Source organism: Kocuria rhizophila DC2201 (assembly GCF_000010285.1).
GTDB classification, from domain to species: Bacteria; Actinomycetota; Actinomycetes; order Actinomycetales; family Micrococcaceae; genus Kocuria; species Kocuria rhizophila_A.
Genome location: NC_010617.1, coordinates 1628660 through 1649141, shown reverse-complemented (window position 1 = coordinate 1649141; position 20482 = coordinate 1628660). Strand labels below are relative to the sequence as shown.

Sequence of the window (20482 nt, the reverse complement as noted above, 5' to 3'; positions counted from 1 at the left end):
GGAGGTACCTCGGAGGTCGTGGGCGGGTGCGGTGAGCGCGCTCGGGCAGCGGGGGCGCGCGGCCGGAGCACAATATATCGTGTCGGGACCGTCAGTAAGATGTGTATCCTCGCCGGAGGGCCGTACGGGAGTGCGTGCACGGCGTCGCAGCGGACCCGGACCGCAGGCGCGGTCGAACCGGGGTCCCGCGGGTGCTGTCAGCACCGGCCGCCGAATCCGCCTACCGCAGGAGGTCCACCGAGTGAGGGTTGCGTCCCTACCCCACGGTCACGCGTACGTGCAGCACCTGAGCGACCCGGCCGAGGACCACGGCGTGCTCCGACTGCCGGACCCCGCGCCCGAGCACCCCGTGCCAGGGGCCCCGTGGTGGCCGCTCGTGATGCTCGACGAGGCCTGGATCCGGGACAACGCCCACCGCTTCGACGTGTACCACCTGCACTTCGGCTTCGACCAGACCCCGCCCGAGACCCTGCAGCGGATCATCGACACCCTCCACGCACTGGGCAAGCCGTTCGTGTACACGGTCCACGACCTGCGCAACCCACACCAGGTGGACCCCGCCGCGCAGGACGCCGCGCTGGACGTGCTCGTGCCCGGAGCGGACGCGCTGATCACCCTCACGGACGGCGCCGCCGAGGTCATCCGTGACCGCTGGGACCGCACCGCCACCGTGGTCCCGCACCCGCACGTGCTGCCCCTGGACCGCTGGCGGCCGCGGGACCCCGTGGGCCCGGTGCCCACCGTGGGCCTGAGCTTCAAGAGCATGCGGGCCAACATGGCGCCGCTGCCCATGGCCGAGGTGCTGCTGGGGCACGCGGCCCGCGGCCGCATCCGCCTGGTGCTCGACGCCCACACCGACGTGGTCACCCCGGGCGAGCGCCACCACGATGTGCGGGTGGCGCGTCTGCTGGACTCTGCCCGCCGCACCCCCAGCACCCGGGTGGAGGTGCACGGGATCTACACGGACGAGCAGCTGTGGGACCACCTGCGCGGTCTGGACCTCTCCGTGCTGCCCTACCGCTTCGGCAGCCACTCCGGGTGGCTCGAGCTGTGCCACGACCTCGGCACCCGGGTGCTCGCCCCGCGGACCGGTTTCTACCACCGGCAGCATCCCGGCGTGCTCGCCTTCGACTGGGACCCCTCCGGCGCTCCCCGTGAGGACCAGGTGGAGGCCGCCCTCGCGAGCCTGCCGGGGCAGCCCCCGTGGCAGGCGGACGCCTTGCAGCGCCGCGCACAACGACGCCGTATCGCCGCCTCCCACGCGGAGGTCTACCACCGCGCGGTGGCCGCGCTCGTAGACAGCTCGGGGGGTGCCGCATGAAGGTCGCCCTGCTGGCGCACGACCGGTTCCCCATCATCCCGCCGTTCTCCGGGGGTCTGGAGTCCTTCACGTGGCACCTGGCCCGCGGGCTGCGGGCGAGGGGCATCGACGTGGTGGTCTTCGCGGCGCCCGGTTCCGACCCCCAGCTGGGGATCGAGGAGCTGGACGTGGAACCGCTCGTGCTCTCCGACGAGGCCCGCAACGACGTCTCCATGCCGCCCGAGGCGCAGGTGCGGGAGACGTTCTCCTACCTGCAGGTGATGCGGGCGTTCGCGTCCCGGCCGGACATCGACGTGGTGCACAACAACTCGCTGCACTTCCTGCCGATCGTGATGTCCGGTGCCATCCCACAGCCGCTGCTGACCACGCTGCACACCCCGGCCACGCCGTGGCTGGAGCCGGCGCTGCGGCTCACGCCCACCGCGCACACCGTGGCCGTCAGCGACTCCGTGGCGCAGCTGTGGAGCACCATCACCCCCGCGCGGGTGATCCGCAACGGGGTGGACCCGCACGAGTGGCGCCCCGGCCCGGGCGGGGACACCCTCGTGTGGTCCGGGCGCATCGTCCCGGAGAAGGCCCCGCACATTGCCGCGCTGATCGCCAGCAAGGCCGGGTGGCGGCTGCGGATCGCCGGGCCGGTCGCGGACCGGCAGTACTTCGAGACCCGGCTCAAGCCGCTGCTCGACGAGAGCATCACCTACGTGGGCCACCTGGACACCGGGCAGCTGCGGGACCTCGCGGGCCACAGTGCCGCGAGCCTCGTGACCCCCGCGTGGGAGGAGCCCTACGGTCTCGTGGCCGCCGAGGCCATGGCGTGCGGCACCCCGGTGCTCGCCGTGGCCCGCGGCGGGCTGAGCGAGATCGTCCGCTTCCCCGGAGGGCTCACGTCCCAGCCCGGGGCGAGCGAGGCGGAGACGGTGGCAGCGGCCGCGGCCATGCTGCCGCTGGTCGTGGCCATGGACCGCGCACGGGTGCGCCGCTACGCGCTCGAGCACTGCTCGCTGGACGCCACGGTGGACGCGTACGTCGAGCTCTACCGGGAGCTGGTGGGGGCGTGATCGGCTACTACGTCCACCACCACGGTCTCGGACACCGCAACCGGGCCACGCAGATCGCGCGTGAGCTGACCGTGCCGGTCGTGGGCTTCAGCTCGCTCGGGCGCCCTGAGGGGTGGCCGGGCGAGTGGGTGTGGCTGCCGGAGGACACCACCGAGCACCCGGTGGACCCCACCGCCCACGGCGTGCTGCACTGGGCCCCGCTGGGCCACCCCGGTCACCGCGAGCGCCTGGGCCTGATCGCCGAACGGCTGCGCTCGGACGTGGACCTCATGGTCACGGACACCTCAGCCGAAGTGACCCTGCTGGCCCGGCTCATGGGTGTGCCCACGGTGGTCCTCGCGATGCGCGGGGACCGCACCGACCGCACGCACCGCGCCGCCTACGACGCCGCCACGGCCCTGATCGCGCCGTGGTCCCGCGAGACGGCGGAGCCCTACTGGCCCGAGGCGTGGACCCGCAAGACCACCTTCACCGGGGCCATCTCCCGTTTCGACGAGCCGGTCGCCCCCGCGCCGCGGGACGCCGGCCCCACCGGGGCCACGCCCGGGATGCGCGACTCCGACCCCAGCGGCGGCGTTCCCGAGACGCCCGTTCCCGACCCGGCCGGCATCGTCTCCGCACTGCCCGACGCCGACCCGGCCGGAGCGGCCCCCGCGCTGCAGGGAACCGGCTCGAGCGGCGTCGTTCCCGCGCTGCAGGACGGCGAGACGAGCGGCGTCGTGCCCGGCGAGCGCGTGCTGGTTGTGTGGGGGCGCGGCGGCACCGAGGTGGGGGACGCCCAGATCGACGCCGCCCGCGCCGCGACCCCGGGCTGGGCCTGGACCGTGCGCACCCCGGACGCACCCTCACCGGACCTGTGGCGGGAGCTGCACGAGGCCACCGTGGTGGTGACCCACGGCGGGAACAACGCCGTGGCCGAGCTCTCGGCGGTGCAGGCTCACGCAGTGGTCGTCGCGCAGCCGCGCCCGCACGACGAGCAGGAGGCCACCGCGGCTGCCCTGGACCGGGCCGGGATCTGCGTGGGGCTCGCGCGCTGGCCCGAGGCGCACGAGTGGCCCGGGCTGCTAGCGCGCGCCCTCACCCTCGGCGGCGAGCGGTGGGAACGGTGGCGTCACGGTGACGGGGCGCACCGCGCGGCCCGCGCCATGGAGGAGCTGCTGAGCGGTGGGGTCCGGTGAGCGCGGCCGTCGTGACCATCGCCAGCGGCCGGCACACGCACCTGCGGCGTCAGCGCGAGTGGCTCGCCGCGCAGAGCGAGGTACCCCTGGCCCACGTGGTCGTGAGCATGGGGGACCCCGGGATCCGGGACGTGGTGGCCCAGCACCCGGACGTGCCGAGCGAGCCCGTGGAGCTGCCCCCGGCGGCGGAGCTGCCTTTGGCCGCGGCGCGCAACGCCGGAGTGCGGCGGGCCGCGGAGCTCGGCGCGGACACCGTGGTGCTGCTCGACGTGGACTGTCTGCCCCACGAGCACCTGGTGCGCGACTACACGTGGGCCCTCCGGGAGCTGGACGGCGCCCCGGCCGTGGTGAGCGGACGCGTGCAGTACCTGCCCGAGGGCGTGTCGGAGGCCGAGCACACCCCGCAGACCGTGACGCGGCTGGGCCGAGACCACCCGGCGCGGGTGCTGCCGGAGCCCGGGGCGCTCGAGGCGGCCGACCCCCGCATGCTGTGGTCCCTGTCCCTGGCGTGCACGGTCAGCACGTGGGACCTCGCCGGTGGCTTCGACGAGCGCTACGTGGGCTACGGCGGAGAGGACACGGACTTCGGTCAGCGGCTGGCGGCCGCCGGGGGAACGCTGTGGTGGCTCGGGGGAGCCACGGCGTACCACCAGTACCACCCCACGCAGTCCCCGCCCGTGCAGCACGTCTCCGCCATCGTCCGCAATGCGGCCCTGTTCCAGGACACCTGGGGCTTCGAGCCCATGGAGGGCTGGTTGCGGGAGTTCGCCTCCCGCGGGCTCATCGTGCGGGAGGGCGGACGCTGGCGCGAGACCGCCCGGGATTCGGGCGATAGTGCGTGAGCTTACTATTATGCTCGTGTGGTGAGTTCCGAACGTCCTGACATCTCCCTGGCCCTGATCAACGACTACCCGGTGGTAGTCGAGGGCGTGGCGCACATGCTGCGCCGCCACCCCCGGCTCGACGTGGTGGAGCTGGACTCCGGTCTGCTGCCGGAGCAGGACGTGGACGTGGTGCTCTACGACGCCTTCGCGGCCACCGGGCGCGGCACGCGGGACGTGATGCGGCTGCTGGGGGAGGCCCGCTTCCGCAGGGTGGTCATGTACACCTGGAACGTCAGCGCGCAGCGTGTGGACGAGGCCCTGGCCATGGGCATGGACGGGTTCCTGTCCAAGGAGCTCAGCGCGCAGGAGCTCGGCGACGCCCTGGTGCGCGTGCACGAGGGCGAGCGCGTGGTGGAGCCGGAGCCCGTGCGCGAGGACGTCACCCCGCCGGACTGGCCCGGCCGCCGGACCGGTCTCTCAGCGCGCGAGGCCGAGGTGATCGCGCTCATCACCCAGGGCTTCACCAATGACGAGATCGCCCGCAACTGCTACCTCAGCATCAACTCCGTGAAGTCCTACATCCGCTCCGCCTACCGCAAGATGGGCGTCGAACGGCGCAGCCAGGCCGTCCTGTGGGGCGTGCAGCACGGGATGGACCCCTCGGGCCAGCAGCGGCGCGTCCTCTCCGCGTGAGCCACCCCGCGCCCCGGCGGGCGGCTCGGCCTCGCCCGAGCCGATCGCGGGTGCGGCCGTCCCGCCCGTGCAGGTGGGGGACGAGTCTCGCCGGCCCGGGGCACAATGGGCGCATGAGCGAAGACGAGTACGCAGCACAGAAGAAGGCCCAGCAGCTCGCCGGCGAGGACGGCGGCTTCCCGGAGCAGGAGCAGACCCCTCCGGGGCTGACCACGGACATGGACCCGCTGCCGGACCACGGCGAGCAGACCTGGGTGGGACGCGGGCGACTGGACGGTCTCAAGGCCCTCGTGACCGGCGGTGACTCCGGGATCGGCCGCGCCGTGGCCATCGCGTTCGCCCGCGAGGGCGCGGACGTGGCCATCAACTACCTCCCCGAGGAGACGTCGGACGCCGAGGACACCCGGCAGTGGATCGAGAAGGCCGGACGCAAGGCGGTCCTGCTCCCCGGCGACCTGCGCGAGGAGTCCCAGGCACGCGGCGTCGTGGACCAGGCGGCGAAGGAGCTGGGCGGGCTCGACATCCTCGTCAACAACGCGGGGTTCCAGTGGGCGCGCCGCGAGGGCGGGCTGCAGGGGCTGAAGTCCGAGGAGATGGACCGGGTCTTCAAGACCAACCTCTACGCGCTGTTCTGGGTCTCCCAGCAGGCGCTGTCGTACCTGAAGGAGGGCTCCTCGATCATCAACGTGAGCTCCATCCAGGCCTACGACCCCTCCGAGAACCTGATCGACTACGCCTCCACCAAGGCCGCGATCAACAACTTCACGGTCAACCTGGCCAGTGAGCTGGGGGAGAAGGGCATCCGCGTCAACGCGGTGGCGCCCGGGCCCATCTGGACCCCCCTGCAGCCCGCCACCAAGGCCGGGGAGGGCATGCCCGCGTTCGGCGGGGACACCCCGCTGGGCCGCGCTGGCCAGCCCTCCGAACTGGCCGGGGCGTTCGTGTTCCTCGCGAGCCCGGCGGAGGCCTCCTACGTCTCGGGCACGGTGATCGGTGTGACCGGCGGCAAACCCGTCTTCTGAGACCCGCGCACCAGTACCACCCCTGCGGAGCCGCAACCGCCCCCGCAGGGGTGGTGTCATTTCACGGCGTTGGTGGTTGACTGGCACCATGCGAGCACTGACATGGCAAGGACTCGGCGACGTCCGGGTCGAGAACGTTCCCGACCCCGTCCTGCAGGACCCCACCGATGCGATCGTGCGGGTGACCTCCACGGCCATCTGCGGCTCGGACCTGCACCTCTACGGGGTGCTGGCCCCGTACCTGCAAAAGGACTACGTGCTGGGCCACGAGTTCATGGGCGTCGTGGAGGAGGTCGGTTCCGGGGTCTCCAGCCTGCGTCCCGGGGACCGCGTGGTGGTGCCGTTCGTGATCGCGTGCGGCCACTGCTGGATGTGCGACCGCGGGCTGTTCGCGGCGTGCGAGACCACGCAGATCCGTGAGATGGGCACCGGCGCAGCCCTGTTCGGCTTCTCCTCCCTCTACGGCTCGGTGCCCGGCGGGCAGGCCGAGATGGTGCGCGTGCCGCACGCGGACTTCGGCCCCGTGAAGCTGCCCCAGGACTTCGAGGACGAGCGCTTCCTCTACCTCAGCGACATCCTGCCCACCGCGTGGCAGGGCGTGAAGTACGCGAACGTGGGAGAGGAGGACACCCTCGCGGTGCTGGGCCTCGGTCCCGTGGGGCAGCTGGCGGTGCGCTCCGCAGCCCTGCAGGGCGTCAAGCGCGTCATCGCCGTGGACCTCGTGGACGAGCGCCTGGCGCTGGCCAAGAGCTGGGGTGCGGAGACGGTGGACCTGCGCGAGGTCGACGACGTCTCGGACACCCTCAAGGACATGACCGACGGCCGCGGCCCGGACGGTGTCCTGGACGCCGTGGGCATGGAGGCCCACGGCAACCCGATCGCCGAGAAGGTCGTCGCCGGTGCCGCCCGCCTGCCCAAGGCACTGGGCCGCAAGGCCATCGAGACCGCGGGCATCGACCGACTGGACGCGCTGCACACGGCCATACACAGCGTGCGCCGTGCGGGCACCGTGTCCCTGTCCGGCGTGTACGGGGGAATGGCGGATCCCATGCCCATGATGGAGATGTTCGACAAGGGCATCACCATGCGCATGGGCCAGTGCCACGTGCGCCACTGGACGGACGAGCTGCTGGAGATCGCCAGCCGGCCCGAGGACGTCCTGGGGCTGGAGTCCCTGGCCACGCACCACGTGTCCCTGGACGAGGCGCCGGAGGCGTACAAGATGTTCCAGGAGAAGAAGGACGGCTGCATCAAGGTGGTCCTCAAGCCGTAGCCCCACCGCGCACGACGACGGCCGGTCACCCCCGCGGGGTGGCCGGCCGTTCTCGTGGCCGCACCACGAGCACCGCGGCACCCGGGGCCTGCGGCGGCACCGGGCCCGGGCGGGTCTGCGGCAACGGGGTGTTGGGCTCGGACATGCAGAACGCGGCACCCCGCACGGGGTGCCGCGTTCTGTGTTGACTGGGGTGAGCGACGGGGGTTGAACCCGCGACCTCCTGGACCACAACCAGGCGCTCTGCCGACTGAGCTACGCCCACCATGGAACCCGTGACGGAACCGTTCGGTCCCGCCGGGCAACGACGACCACTATAGCGCAACCGGGGGCGGAATCGCGCATCGGGGGACCGGCGCCCCGCAACCCGTATCGGTGCTCCAGGGGCCGCGCCGGATGTCTCACCCTGGGGCGGCTGTCAGCGCCCCGACCCGGTGGGGGAGGCCTTGATGAGGGCGGCCACCTTCCGGGCGTCGTCCGAGGTGGGCCCCGGGTCCGCGGGGAACAGGATGTGGCGGTAGTAGCGCAGCTCGTCGATGGAGTCCTCGATGTCCCCCAGCGCACGGTGGTTGCCGGTCTTCTCCGGGGCCTGGAAGTAGGCACGGGGGTACCACCGGCGAGCGAGCTCCTTGATGGTGGACACGTCGATCACGCGATAGTGCAGGTGATCCACCAGCTCCGGCATGTCACGGGTGAGGAAGGTCTTGTCCGTGCCCACGGAGTTCCCGCCCAGGGGAGCCTTGCCGGCGTCCGGAACCCACTCGCGGATGTAGTCGAGCACCATGGCCTGGGCCTGGGCCATGTCCATGCCGCGCTCGAGCTCGGGCAACAGCCCGGAGTTCTCGTGCATGGTGCGCACGAAGTCGTTCATCTGCTCGAGGGCCTGCTGCGGGGGCTTGATCACCACGTCCACGCCGCTGCCGAGCACGTTGAGCTCGTCGTCGGTCACGAGCGCCGCGACCTCGATGAGCGCGTCCTCGGACAGGGACAGCCCCGTCATCTCGCAGTCGATCCACACAATTCTCCGGTTACCAGTCGTCACGTCCCCCAATCTATCGCGTCGGCACCGTCACGGACCCCGCGCGGCCACCGGCGTGCGCTCCACCGGGCGCGGTAGGATCGGGCCCGACCAGCCCCGGCGCGCCCCCAGCGCCCGTGGCACGACGCCGCACGGGTACGCCCGCGCCGGCACGCACGTCTTCGGGAGGCCACCTGTGCGCACCACGTCCGGGACGCGGCGCGTCCTCGCGCTGCTCGGACGCACCGGGACCCCGCCCGGGAGCACCAGGGCCGCGGCCGGGGGCACGGCGGCGTCGCGCTCCCTGTGGCGCACGGTGGCGGCGGGCACCCTCGGCTCCACGATGCTGTTCCTCGGATCCCTGGGGGTGGGGTGGCTCGCGAGCATCTCGGGGCTGCGCCGAAACCCCCTGGTGATGTGGATGCGCTTCGAGACCATCGGCGTGGTGGTCTCGATCGTGCTGCTGGCCCTGGGAGCCATGCTGCTGGTGCGCCAGTGGCTGCGGCTCGGGCAGAAGCTGCACCCGTGGGGCCCGCAGAGCGCGCGCTGGGTGCTGACGGCGATTGCCGCGTGGTCCGGGCCCATGCTCGTGAGCATCCCGCTGTTCAGCCGGGACGTGTACTCGTACATCGGCCAGGGGCGGGTGACGGCCAGCGGGCTGAACCCCTACGAGTCCGGGGTCTCCTCCATCGACAACTTCTTCCAGCTCGGCGCAGACCAGCTGTGGGCCGAGTCCCCGCCGCCGTACGGGCCGGTGTTCCTGTGGCTCGAGCAGCTCGTGGTGACCCTCTCGGGCGGCAACCCGGACGTGGCCGTGCTGCTGTTCCGCGCCATGTGCGTGCTCGCCGTGCTCGCGTGCATGTGGGTGGTCCCGCGGCTGGCCCGGCTGCACGGGGTGAACCCGCGCCGCGCACTGTGGCTCACGGTGGCCAACCCGCTGCTGCTCACCAACTTCGTGATCGCCGCGCACAACGACGCCATCATGCTCGCGCTCGCCCTGCTGGGCACCTACGCCGCGGCCGTGCAGCGCAACTGGAGGGGCGGACTGATCGGCACCACGCTGGTGACCCTGTCCGTGGCCATCAAGCCCATCACCCTCGTGTTCCTGCCGTTCATCGGCCTGCTCTGGGCCGGGAGGAACGCCTCGTGGCCCCGCAGGTTCGTGGTGTGGGCCCTGACGCTCGCGTACGCCGTGGTGCTGCTGGGGATCATGGGACTCGTGAGCGGCTTCGGCTTCGGGTGGGTCTCGGCGGTGTCCACCCCCGGGACCGTCTACATCTGGTACGCGCCCATCGGACTGCTGGGCCTGTTCGCGCAGCTCGTGGGGGACTCGTGGGGCCTGGACGGCTCCGCGTGGATGGACGCCGTGCACTCGCTGGGCACGCTGCTCGCGGCCGGGACGGCCGTGGTGCTGATGTTCGTGGGACGGGACGGCACCATCATGCGGCGCCTCGCGTGGTCCATGGCCGGCTTCGTGCTGCTCGCCCCGATCATCCAGGCGTGGTACGTGGTGTGGCTCATCCCGCTGTTCGCCATCACGGGCATCCGCCCGGACTGGCACACGGACGTGCTGTTCTTCGTCACGGGCTTCTTCACGGTGTACGCCGTGGCGGACCAGCTGGACGTGTTCCCGTACCTGGACCTGAACCTGATCGCCGCGCGCGTGATCTCCGCCCTCGTGGCCTTCACCTTCGGGGTCTACCTCTGGGCGCTGGACCCCGCCACACGGCGCATCCGACGGGCAGACCCGGTCCCGCGCGCGGTGGTGCTCTAGACCCGTCCCGCTGCGGTGCTGCGGCACCCGCTCACCGGGCGCGGCGGGTCGGCTGCGGCGCACCCGGCGCGGTCGGCCGCCGAACCCGCCGAACCCGCCGAACGACGTCGCCCCCCCGCCCCGCGCGCCCACCGCACCGGCGGTGGCGGGAGGCACCGCGAACGGCGGGTGGGTCTCACACGCCGTAGTAGAGCTCGAACTCCAGGGGGTGGGGCACGAGCGAGAGCGGCTTGAGCTCGAACTCGCGCTTGTACTCGATCCAGGACTCGATGAGGTCCTCGGTGAACACGTCACCGGCGAGCAGGAACTCGTGGTCCTCCTCGAGCGCCTGTAGGGCCTCCTCCAGGGTGCCCGGGGCCTTCTTGATGTCCTTGGCCTCCTCCGGGGGCAGCTCGTAGAGGTCCTTGTCCACCGGGTCCGCGGGCTCGATGCGGTTGCGGATGCCGTCCAGCCCGGCCATCAGCTGCGCGGCGAACGCGAGGTACGGGTTGCAGGAGGGATCCGGGGCGCGGAACTCCAGGCGCTTGGCCTTGGGGTTGGTGCCCGTGATCGGGATCCGGATACCCGCGGAGCGGTTGCCCTGCGAGTACACCATGTTCACGGGGGCCTCGAAGCCCTTCACCAGGCGGCGGTAGGAGTTCACCGTGGGGTTGGTGAACGCCAGCACGGCGGAGGAGTGCTCGAGCAGACCGCCGATGTACCAGCGGGCCACGTCCGAGAGGCCCGCGTAGCCCTTCTCGTCGTAGAACAGCGGCTCCCCGCCCTTCCACAGGGACTGGTGGCAGTGCATGCCGGAGCCGTTGTCGTTGAACACGGGCTTGGGCATGAACGTGACGGTCTTGCCGAACGCGTCCGCGGTGTTCTTGATCACGTACTTGAACTTCAGCAGGTCGTCCGCCGCCGCCGTGAGGGTGGAGAACGTGTAGTTGATCTCCGCCTGGCCGGAGGCGCCCACCTCGTGGTGGGAGCGCTCCACCTCGAGGCCCACGTCGTCCAGGGCCACGCACATGGCGTCACGCAGGTCCGCCTGCTTGTCCACGGGCGAGACCGGGAAGTACCCGCCCTTCACGGCGGTCTTGTTGGCGAGGTTGCCGCCCTCCTCCTTGCGGCCGCTGTTCCACGGGGCCTCCTCGGAGTCCAGCTTGTAGAAGGTGGACTCGGGGCGCACCTGGAAGCGGGCGTCGTCGAACACGAAGAACTCGGCCTCGGAGGCGAAGTTGGCGGTGTCCGCGATGCCGGTGGAGGCCAGGTAGGCCTCGGCGCGCTCGGCCACGCCGCGGGGATCGCGATGGTAGGGCTCACCGGTGCGGGGGTTGACGATCGAGCACGTGACCACCAGGGTCTTCTCGACCCGGAAGGGGTCCACGAACGCGGACTGGGGGTCCGGGATCAGCTGCATGTCGGACTCGGCGATGCCCTGGAAGCCGCGGATCGAGGACCCGTCGAAGAGCTGGCCGTCCGTGAAGAAATCCTCGTCCACCGCCTTGGCCGGCAGGTTGAAGTGCTGCTGCACCCCGGGCATGTCCGTGAAGCGCAGATCGACGAACACCACCTCTTCGTCCTTGAGGTACGCCAGGACTTCTTCGGCTGATTGGAACATGGACCTGTTCTCCTTCTCTGTGGGCGTCCGATCGGCGTGGCGGGACCCGTGCGGGGTGCCGCCGCCGTCCGGTTCTGGTGTCCAGCGTAAGAACCTGGCGTTGCCCCCCGGTGTCACCCGTGTTTCCACCGTGTAACGCCCGGGGGGCCGCCGACCGGTCAGTACGCGGCCCAGTCTAGCGAGCGTGCGCGGGGCCCCCGCCGCGGCGGATAGGCTGGGGGCCATGATTTCTCGCCAGGACATGGGCTCGTGGCTCGACGGCGCACCGGGTTCCGGCAGCCCCTACCCCGGGCGTCGGCTCAGGCGTCCCGCGCAGGGCCCCGGCTCCGTCGCCCGCTTCGCGCCGCGCGTGGTGGCCCTCGTGCTCGACTGGCTGCTCGCCCTCGCGCTCGCCTCGGCGTTCCTGAGCCGCTGGAACGGGTCCGGGCTGATGAACCTGCTCGTGTTCTTCGTGCTCAGCGCGCTCATGGTGGGCTTCTTCGGCCGCACCCCCGGGCACTGGATCATGGGCCTGCAGGTGCAGACGATGGACGGCCGCCCCGCCGGTTTCGGCAGAGCGGCCGTCCGGTCGCTGCTGATCTGTCTGGTGGTCCCGCCGCTCGTGGTGGACGAGGACCACCGCGGCCTCCACGACCGCGCCGTGGGCACCATCCTCGTGCGCGTGCGCTGAACCCCGTGCCCTGATCCCCCCCCCGCCCCGAGCACGGCACTCTGCGCCTCCGGGCGCGGGTCCGCCCGCGGACGTGACGACGCCGCTGGGCCGGCTCAGCGGCCCTGAATTCTCACGGGGCGCTCACCCGGGTGCCCCACGCCGCAGGGGCCGCTGGGAGGGAAAGGATCCTCCAGGTCGCGTCAGCGGCCGCGCATGGACTTCCGGTCCGGGCGGGCGCGGGTGGGATCCACGCCCTTGGGGATGGGCAGGCGGTTCTGCAGGGTGTTCATGCGGCGGTGCACCACCTGCACCTCCTGCTTGGTGAGCTTGTTGTCCAGCCCGCGCAGGGTCTTGGCGAGCTTGTTCAGCGGCACCTGGCCCTCGCCGTTGCCGGACTTGATCACGTGGATCGGCACGTTGGTGATCACGGGTCCGATGCGGCGGCGCTCCTTCTTGACGAGCTTCTCCACGCGGTTCACGGGGCCCTCGGTGATGAACACGACGCCGGGCCGGCCCACGGCACGGAAGAGCAGGTCCTTGGACTTGGGGTCCATGGCGGCCGGCTCCTCCTCGACGATCCAGCCGCGCTTGAGCGTGGACAGCGCGGCACCGGCGGCACCGGGCTGGCCCTCGATGCGGGTGAACGCCGCCCGCTCCGCCCTGCGGGAGAGCAGGATCACCGCGGCGAGCACCGCGAACGGAATGCCGATCAGCAGCCACGTGACCCAGTTGCCCAGGGCCACGCCGATCAGCAGGAACACCAGCAGCACCGCAAGGCCCAGCAGGATCATCCACCACAGGATGTTCGGCTCGCTCTCGCGGGTCATCTGGAAGACCTGCTTCATCTGCGCGAAGACGCCGGGGCCCTTGGCGGCCTTGCGCTGGCGCTTCTCCTCACGCTTGCGGTCGCGCTCGGCGGCCCTGGCCTTGGTGGAGGTGGCTGGTGACACGGTGGTTCCTCGCAGTAGCTGGTAGGGGATCGCGGTCATTCTATCCGCTGCCGCGCGGGCGCCGCTCGACGCGCGGGGGCGCGTCCCGGGGCGGGGCACACGCGTCCGCACCGCGGTCGACTCCCGGGGCGCGCCCCGCCCGGGACGCGACGACGCCGCCCGGAACCGGGCGGCGTCGTCGGATGGCGGCGGGTGGGCCTCAGCCCAGGCGGGCCAGCAGGGAGGAGGCCTCCTGGGTCGCGGAGCCGGAGTCGTCGATGTGCGAGAGGTGCTCGGGGATCTCCCGGCCCATCTTCTTCATGGCGCGCGCCCACAGCTTGCCGGCGCGGTAGCTGGAACGGACCATGGGCCCGGCCATGACGCCCAGGAAGCCGATCTCCTCGGCGGCCTTGGACAGCTCCACGAACGTCTCGGGCTTCACCCAGCGGTCGATGGGGTGGAACGTGGGCCCCGGGCGCAGGTACTGCGTGAGCGTGATGATGTCGCACCCGGCGTCGTGGAGGTCGCACAGGGCCTCGTAGACCTCGTCGTCGGTCTCGCCCATGCCCAGGATCAGGTTGGACTTCACGATCATGCCGTGCTCCTTGCCCTGCGTGAGCACGTCCAGGGAGCGCTCGTACGCGAAGGCGGGGCGGATCTGCTTGAAGATGCGCGGCACGGTCTCCAGATTGTGTGCGAAGACCTCGGGCTGCGCGTCGATGACCTGCTGAACGGCGTCCGGCTGGCCCTTGAAGTCCGGGATCAGGATCTCCACGCCCGTGCTCGGGTTCATGGCGTGGATCGCGCGGATGGTCTCTGCGTTGAGCCAGGCCCCGCCGTCCGCGAGGTCGTCGCGGGCCACGGACGTGACGGTCGCGTAGCGCAGCCCGAGGTCGCGCACGGACTCGGCGACCTTGCGCGGCTCGGCCACGTCCACCATGCCGGGCTTGCCCGTGGCGATGTCGCAGAAGTCGCAGCGTCGGGTGCAGGTGTCACCGCCGATGAGGAACGTGGCCTCGCGGTCCTCCCAGCACTCGTAGATGTTGGGGCAGCCGGCCTCCTCGCACACCGTGTGCAGACCGCGGCCGCGGGCCATGGACTTGAGCTCCGTGAACTGGGGGCCCATCTTGGCCGTGTTCTTCAACCACGACGGCTTCTTCTCGATGGGCACCTCGGCATTGCGTGCCTCGACGCGCAGCAGCTTGCGGCCTTCGGGTGCGATGGTCATGAGTACTCCTCGCTGGTGGTGCGGGCGTGGCCCGGGCCCCACGGTATTCGGGGCCGGCGGGTCTCGTGCGGTCTGTGGCGGGTGGCCGTCTCAGGAGGCGGCGGCGCTGGTGGCCGTTCCCGGGGCGGGCAGCCGCACCGGCTCGGCGGGGGTGTCGGGCTCGAACGGGACGCACAGGTCCGCCTCCCGGGCCGAGAGCTCCTGCTCCATACGCTCCACAACGTCCGCGGGGTCGATGCGATTCCCTGTCTCGGCGCTCAGGGACGTGACCCCGGCGTCGGTGATCCCGCACGGGATGATCTTGCCGAACGGCCGGAGGTCGTTGGAGCAGTTCAGGGCGAAGCCGTGCATGGTGGCGCGCTTGGACACCTGCACCCCGATGGCGGAGATCTTCCGGTCCGGACCGCGCTCGTCCGCGAGCACCCACGCCCCGGAGCGTCCCTCCACCGTGGTGGCGGGCACCCCGAAGTCACGGACCACCGCGATGATGACCTCCTCGAGCACGCGCACGAAGCGCACGACGTCCAGCGGGATGGGCAGGCGCACGATCGGGTAGCCCACGAGCATCCCGGGGCCGTGGTAGGTCAGCTTCCCGCCGCGGCCGATGGGCACCACCTCGGTGCCGTCCCACGGGTACTCGTGCTTCTCGGTGCGGCGCCCGGCGGTGTAGACGGGATCGTGCTCGACCATGAGCACCGTGTTGCCGCGGGAACCGGCCACGACCTCCTGGTGGACCTGCCGCTGCAGGTCCAGGCACTCCCGGTAGTTCACCAGCTCCGGGGCGAATCCAATGCGTTCGAAGTGCAGAGCCATTCATCCAGCCTATCCCTTCCCCCAGCCTGTGGATAACGTGAGCGGGACCACTCCCGGCGGGGCACAGTGGTGCCATGCACGCAGACCGCAGACACCCCGGGAGCGAATCCCCCGGGCCCTCCGCCCCGGCAGCCGACGACGCCGCCCGCGCACCGGACGACGCCGCCCCCGCCGGCGCACGGGGCCGGCACCGCAGCGCGGAGGAACGGCTCCGGGCCGCGCGGGGCACGGCCGCGCCCCCGGCGCTCCCACATGACGCCGCCGGACAGACCCCGGACACGCCCTCCAGGGAAGGGGACGACTGCTCCGTGGCGTCGCGAATCGGGGAGGAGAGCACCCACGGTGAGGCGGCGGCGTCGGCGTCCGGGGGACTGGAGCTCGTGGCCGTGCAGGCGGAGGGCGGGGGCACGCGTACCTGGCGGGCCAGGGAGCGCAGCACACGCGAGCCGTTCACCGTCACGTTCGCCACGGGACCGGATCCGGCGCTGCGGCAGCGGCACGAGCAGCGGTTCGCCGCACTCGTGGCCGCGTTCGCCGAGGCCCCGCACCCCCACCTGGTGCCGGTGCTGGGCACCCTCGGGGAGGGGGCGCAGGTCCGGGCACTGGTGAGTGCGTGCGTGACGGCGGAGACCCTGCACGAGCGGGCCCGCGGCGCGGAACGGATCAGCCCCGAGGAGATGTCGAGCGTGCTCGGGGACGTCGCGCGAGCCCTGGGCCACCTGCACGACCGCGGTTGGGCCCACGGGCGCCTCGGCGCGGAGCACGTGCTGCTCACGGGCGACGGGGCGGTCGTTGACGGGTACGGCGTCCCGTTCGGATCCTCGCTCCGGGTGCCGTGGGGGCACGGTCGCCAAACCCCGGACACCGCGGGGCTCGTCGAGGAGGAGCGCGCACCGGGTGTGGGCGGCCATCACGGACCCCGGGACGAGTGGGCCGTGCCCGATGCCGGGGTGCCGCCGTGGACGGAAGACCACCCGGGGCAGGAACCGGCGAGTGCGGCGGGCGCCGCTGCCGGGACGGAGCAGTGGGACGACGACGCCGCGCACGAGGGGGCGAGCGCCGCCCAGGACGTCTACGACCTCGGCGTGCTGGGGTGGCTGGCGCTGACTGGCCGGCTGCCCGGAACGGACTCCCACCGTGTTCCGCTCACGCTCATGTGCCCCACTGCGCCGCGGCACCTGGTGCTGATGCTCGAGGCCGCGCTCGCCGACGATCCCGCCGCGCGGCCCTCGGCCCACGAGCTCGCGACCGGGTTCAGCGCCCCCGCGCCCCGCACCCGCCCCGCGCGCCGACCACCGGAGCGCATGACTCCCGAGGTGATCCGCGCCGACGGAACGGTGGTGAAGCTGCGGGCCCGCGCCCTGCCTCGGGCAGTGGCTCGCCTGCGTCCCGACTCAGGCCGTGGCGAGGCTGCCACCGCGCCGGTGGGTGGCCGGGGACGGACCGTCGGATCCGCCGGTGCTGCCGCGCCTCCGGGCGGTCGGGAGACCGTCCTGGGCGCCGTGGGCGCCGCCGTGCGTCGGCCCGGCGTACGGGGCCCCGCGCTGCTGCTCGCGGTGCTGCTGGCAGTGGCCCTCGCCTGGGCCCTCGTCCAGCACGACGGTTCCACCGGAACCGGTGCCGACGCGGGTGCCGCTGCCTCGCCCCCGGCGCCCGCTGCGCCGTCGACGGACCCGTCGCGGGCCGCGGCGGACCGGCAGACGCCTGCCACGGGCAGCACGTCCCCGGGTGCGGGACACGGGGCCTCACCCAGCCCGGGGACGCCGACCCACAGCTCTGCCTCCGCGCCCGGAGCCAGCATGCAGGACAAGGACCGTGAAGCGGCGGACGCGGTGCGGGCTCTCGTGGCCGAACGGGCCGCGGCGCTCGCGGCGGGGGACGAGGCGGCGGCCGCCGCGGTCTACGTGCCGGACTCAGGACTCGCGGCCCGGGACCGGGAGGTGATCCGCCGCGCGGCCGCCCAGGACAGCACGGGCAGTGGTTTTACGGCACTGTCGGGACTGAGCATGGAGGTCGTCTCCCTGGAGGAGCAGCCCCCCGCTCCCGGCGCGCACCTGAGCCCGGCGGAGGCCGCGCGGAGCCGGACCTACCGCGCGGAGGTGCTCACCCGCGGGTGGCACGGGGAGCTGCCTGCCGGGTCGGCCGTGACACGCGAGGGTGGCGACGCCCGGCAGTCCGTCCGGATCACCGTGGTGCAGACCTCCCAGGGGTGGCGCCTCACGGACGTGACCCCGTTACCCCGGAAGTGAGCCGGCGAGTCACCACGGAAAGACCCCGGGTCCTCCTCGACGAGGAGGACCCGGGGTCAGTGGGTTCGGCGCTCAGCCGTCGCCGAGTCCGCGGGCTAGTGCCAGAAGACGGCCACGGCCGCGTTGATCAGCGCCATGCCACCCACGGCGTGGGCGAGACCGGTGGAGACGGGCTCGTTGCGCTGGGTCTTGCGCATGCCGATGAACGCGGCCACGAGCACCACCAGCAGGATCACGATCTTCACGGTGATCTTCGCGTAGTTGATGGTGTCGCCCTCCATCTCGTGGATGCCCACGAGCCCGAGACCCGTGACGAGCATCAGCACGGCGGCCCAGAACTGGGCCACGGTCACGGTGGGCCGCTTCATGGTGTAGAACCACGTGCCCACGATCACGGCCACACCCACGATGTGCAGGAAGACGAGGAGATTCAGCAGAAAAGTCATGCTCCGAGACTATCCGACCGTCGGGTGGGCGAACGCCCGGGAGGCCCCGGCACGCGGCGCGCGTGAGACACCGCACACCCCAGGTCAACGTAAGACCGCGCACAGACCGCTGCCCGCCGGTCCCGGGTGAACGGGACGGGCGGGCAGCGGCGGAGCGGGGTGGCTCAGAGACCGACCTCGGACTCGAACTGGCCAGCCTCGAGACGCTTCTTGAGGGTGCTCAGGAAGCGCCCGGCGTCGGCGCCGTCCACCAGGCGGTGGTCGTAGGTCAGCGACAGGTAGCACATGTGGCGGATGGCGATGGTGTCGTTGCCCTCCGCGTCCGTGACCACCATGGGGCGCTTCACGATCGACCCGGTGCCCAAGATGCCCACCTGCGGCTGGTTGATGATCGGGGTGTCGAACAGGGCCCCGAACGAGCCGATGTTGGTGATCGTGAAGGTGCCACCGGCCAGGGCGTCCGGCGAGATGCTGCCGTCCTTGGCGGAGGCGCCCAGCTCGGCGATCTGCTTGGCCAGACCACCCAGGTTGAGGTCACCCGCGTTCTTCACCACCGGCACCAGCAGACCGCGCGGGGTGTCCACGGCGATTGCGATGTCCTCGGAGGAGTTGTAGACGATCTCCTTCGACTCCTCCTTGAAGGTGGCGTTGAGCACGGGGTGCGCCTGCAGTGCCTCGGCCACGGCCTTCGCGAAGAAGGGCATAAACGTGAGCTTGGCGCCCTCGCGCTTCTGGAACTGGTCCTTGGCCTGCTGACGAAGCTTGGCCACGCGGGTCATGTCCACCTCGGTCACCTGGGTGAGCTGGGCGGAGACGTCCAGGGACTCGCGCATACGCTTGGCGATCGTCATGCGGATGCGCGGGGCCTTCTCGGTGGTGCCGCGCTTGGCGTCCGGGGCCGGAGCCGCCTCGGGGGCCTTCGCAGAACCCTGCTGGGACACGGCCGGGGCCATGTCCGCTCCGGTGTCCTGGATGGCGGGTGCCGAGGACGTCTCGGACTTCTCCGCCGCGGCGAGGACGTCCTGCTTGCGGATGCGGCCGCCCACACCGGTGCCGGTGAGGGTGCTCAGGTCCACGTTCTTCTCGCGGGCCAGCTTGCGCACCAGCGGGGTCACGTAGCCCGGGACGTCCGTGCCAGCGTTGCCGGTGGAGGACTGCTCCGAACCAGCCTTGCCCGAGGCCTGCTTGGTGTCCGCCTTCGGGGCCTGTTCGGTCTTGATCTCCGCGGCCTGTTCGGTGTTCTCACCGGAGTCGGCGGCGGTGGCGGCGTCCTCGACCTTCTCGGCCTTGGTCTCGCCGGAGGTCTCGGAGGAGCCGTTGTCGGAGTCGGACCCGGCATCGGAGGACGCCGCGGACTCGTCGCCCACGATGGCCAGAACCTGGCCGACCTCGGCGTCCTCGTCCTCCTGGACCTTGATCTCCAGGATCGTGCCGGCCACGGGGGAGGGGACCTCGGTGTCGACCTTGTCGGTGGAGACCTCGAGCAGGGGCTCGTCCACCTCGATGCTCTCGCCGACCTGCTTGAGCCAGCGGGTCACGGTGCCCTCGGTCACGGACTCGCCCAGTGCGGGCAGGGTGACCTCCACCGAGTTGCCCGAGGCCTGCTTGGTGTCCGCCTTCGGGGCCTGTTCGGTCTTGATCTCCGCGGCCTGTTCGGTGTTCTCACCGGAGTCGGCGGCGGTGGCGGCGTCCTCGACCTTCTCGGCCTTGGTCTCGCCGGAGGTCTCGGAGGAGCCGTTGTCGGAGTCGGACCCGGCATCGGAGGACGCCGCGGACTCGTCGCCCACGATGGCCAGAACCTGGCCGACCTCGGCGTCCTCGTCCTCCTGGACCTTGATCTCCAGGATCGTGCCGGCCACGGGGGAGGGGACCTCGGTGTCGACCTTGTCGGTGGAGACCTCGAGCAGGGGCTCGTCCACCTCGATGCTCTCGCCGACCTGCTTGAGCCAGCGGGTCACGGTGCCCTCGGTCACGGACTCGCCCAGTGCGGGCAGGGTGACCTCCACCGAGTTGCCCGAGGCCTGCTTGGTGTCCGCCTTCGGGGCCTGTTCGGTCTTGATCTCCGCGGCCTGCTCCTCGTCCTGGGACTCGTCGGTGGAGTCCTCCTGCGCCGCGGCGTCCTGGGAGGAGTCGTCGGAACCGGAGTCACCGGAGCCGTCGCCGATGACGACCAGCGGGGCGCCGACCTCGACGTCCTCGTCCTCATCGACCAGGATCTTCTCGATCACACCGGCCACGGGGGAGGGGACCTCGGTGTCCACCTTGTCCGTGGACACCTCCACCAGGGGCTCGTCGACGGCCACTTCCTCGCCCACCTGCTTGAGCCAGCGGGTGACGGTTCCTTCGGTGACAGACTCGCCCAGCGCGGGCAGGTTAACGGTCTCAGACATTGTCGTGTCCGTCC

Annotated in this window: 17 protein-coding genes and 1 tRNA gene; 10 read left to right on the top strand and 8 right to left on the bottom strand. The window is 71.8% G+C overall.

Annotation, left to right across the window (positions count from 1 at the left end; genetic code table 11):
- Nucleotides 1-241 precede the first annotated feature (241 nt).
- The 7 genes from KRH_RS07150 to KRH_RS07120 all read left to right on the top strand — a co-directional run bounded on the left by KRH_RS07150 (nt 242) and on the right by KRH_RS07120 (nt 7369).
- On the top strand, nt 242-1321 hold the full coding sequence (locus KRH_RS07150; RefSeq protein ID WP_012398526.1) for a hypothetical protein: 1080 nt from the start codon (nt 242-244) through the stop codon (nt 1319-1321).
- Nucleotides 1318-2379 carry a glycosyltransferase gene (locus KRH_RS07145; protein WP_012398525.1) on the top strand — a complete coding sequence of 354 codons (1062 nt, stop codon included), beginning with the start codon at nt 1318-1320 and terminating at the stop codon, nt 2377-2379. Before KRH_RS07150 ends, KRH_RS07145 begins: the two co-directional genes overlap by 4 nt.
- A complete protein-coding gene (locus KRH_RS07140) occupies nt 2376-3557 on the top strand; it encodes a glycosyltransferase (protein WP_012398524.1) in 1182 nt (393 codons plus the stop codon). Before KRH_RS07145 ends, KRH_RS07140 begins: the two co-directional genes overlap by 4 nt.
- 11 nt (nt 3558-3568) lie before the next feature.
- Complete coding sequence (locus KRH_RS07135; RefSeq protein ID WP_226905870.1) at nt 3569-4399, top strand: glycosyltransferase family 2 protein; 831 nt, start codon at nt 3569-3571, stop codon at nt 4397-4399.
- Nucleotides 4400-4420: 21 nt separating this feature from the next.
- Nucleotides 4421-5074, top strand: a complete 654-nt coding sequence (locus KRH_RS07130) for a response regulator transcription factor (protein WP_012398522.1) — start codon at nt 4421-4423, stop codon at nt 5072-5074.
- A 113-nt stretch (nt 5075-5187) separates the two neighbouring features.
- Nucleotides 5188-6096, top strand: a complete 909-nt coding sequence (locus tag KRH_RS07125) for an SDR family oxidoreductase (protein WP_012398521.1) — start codon at nt 5188-5190, stop codon at nt 6094-6096.
- Nucleotides 6097-6184: 88 nt separating this feature from the next.
- Nucleotides 6185-7369, top strand: a complete 1185-nt coding sequence (locus KRH_RS07120) for a zinc-dependent alcohol dehydrogenase (protein ID WP_012398520.1) — start codon at nt 6185-6187, stop codon at nt 7367-7369.
- A gap of 189 nt (nt 7370-7558) precedes the next feature.
- Here KRH_RS07120 and KRH_RS07115 read toward each other — a convergent pair.
- Nucleotides 7559-7634 (bottom strand) — tRNA-His (locus tag KRH_RS07115).
- Nucleotides 7635-7787: 153 nt separating this feature from the next.
- Nucleotides 7788-8411, bottom strand: a complete 624-nt coding sequence (orn, locus tag KRH_RS07110; RefSeq protein ID WP_226905871.1) for an oligoribonuclease — start codon at nt 8409-8411, stop codon at nt 7788-7790.
- A 172-nt stretch (nt 8412-8583) separates the two neighbouring features.
- On the opposite strand from orn, the gene mptB reads away from it, so the two are divergent.
- The gene (mptB, locus tag KRH_RS07105) at nt 8584-10161 is read left to right on the top strand and encodes a polyprenol phosphomannose-dependent alpha 1,6 mannosyltransferase MptB (protein WP_012398518.1); all 1578 of its coding nucleotides are present in this window, start codon (nt 8584-8586) and stop codon (nt 10159-10161) included.
- Nucleotides 10162-10336: 175 nt separating this feature from the next.
- Here mptB and glnA read toward each other — a convergent pair whose 3' ends face one another.
- Nucleotides 10337-11761, bottom strand: a complete 1425-nt coding sequence (gene glnA, locus KRH_RS07100) for a type I glutamate--ammonia ligase (RefSeq protein ID WP_012398517.1) — start codon at nt 11759-11761, stop codon at nt 10337-10339.
- Nucleotides 11762-11984: 223 nt separating this feature from the next.
- On the opposite strand from glnA, the gene KRH_RS07095 reads away from it, so the two are divergent.
- Nucleotides 11985-12431 carry an RDD family protein gene (locus KRH_RS07095; RefSeq protein ID WP_012398516.1) on the top strand — a complete coding sequence of 149 codons (447 nt, stop codon included), beginning with the start codon at nt 11985-11987 and terminating at the stop codon, nt 12429-12431.
- Between the two features lie 182 nt (nt 12432-12613).
- On the opposite strand, the gene KRH_RS07090 is transcribed toward KRH_RS07095, so the two are convergent.
- The 3 genes from KRH_RS07090 to lipB form a co-directional block, all read right to left on the bottom strand.
- Nucleotides 12614-13363, bottom strand: a complete 750-nt coding sequence (locus KRH_RS07090; protein WP_012398515.1) for a DUF4191 domain-containing protein — start codon at nt 13361-13363, stop codon at nt 12614-12616.
- 199 nt (nt 13364-13562) lie between these two features.
- Nucleotides 13563-14570 carry a lipoyl synthase gene (lipA, locus tag KRH_RS07085; RefSeq protein WP_012398514.1) on the bottom strand — a complete coding sequence of 336 codons (1008 nt, stop codon included), beginning with the start codon at nt 14568-14570 and terminating at the stop codon, nt 13563-13565.
- A 90-nt stretch (nt 14571-14660) separates the two neighbouring features.
- Entirely contained in the window at nt 14661-15383 is a 723-nt protein-coding gene (lipB, locus tag KRH_RS07080; RefSeq protein WP_012398513.1) for a lipoyl(octanoyl) transferase LipB, read from the bottom strand.
- A gap of 308 nt (nt 15384-15691) precedes the next feature.
- Here lipB and KRH_RS07075 point away from each other — a divergent pair, with 308 nt between their 5' ends.
- Nucleotides 15692-17632 (top strand): protein kinase, encoded by a 1941-nt coding sequence (locus tag KRH_RS07075; RefSeq protein ID WP_012398512.1) that lies wholly within the window; start codon nt 15692-15694, stop codon nt 17630-17632.
- A gap of 95 nt (nt 17633-17727) precedes the next feature.
- On the opposite strand, the gene KRH_RS07070 is transcribed toward KRH_RS07075, so the two are convergent.
- Nucleotides 17728-18078: a hypothetical protein gene (locus KRH_RS07070; protein WP_012398511.1), complete on the bottom strand. Its 351-nt coding sequence runs from the start codon at nt 18076-18078 to the stop codon at nt 17728-17730.
- Between the two features lie 164 nt (nt 18079-18242).
- The gene (sucB, locus tag KRH_RS07065; protein WP_012398510.1) at nt 18243-20468 is read right to left on the bottom strand and encodes a 2-oxoglutarate dehydrogenase, E2 component, dihydrolipoamide succinyltransferase; all 2226 of its coding nucleotides are present in this window, start codon (nt 20466-20468) and stop codon (nt 18243-18245) included.
- Nucleotides 20469-20482: the final 14 nt, after the last annotated feature.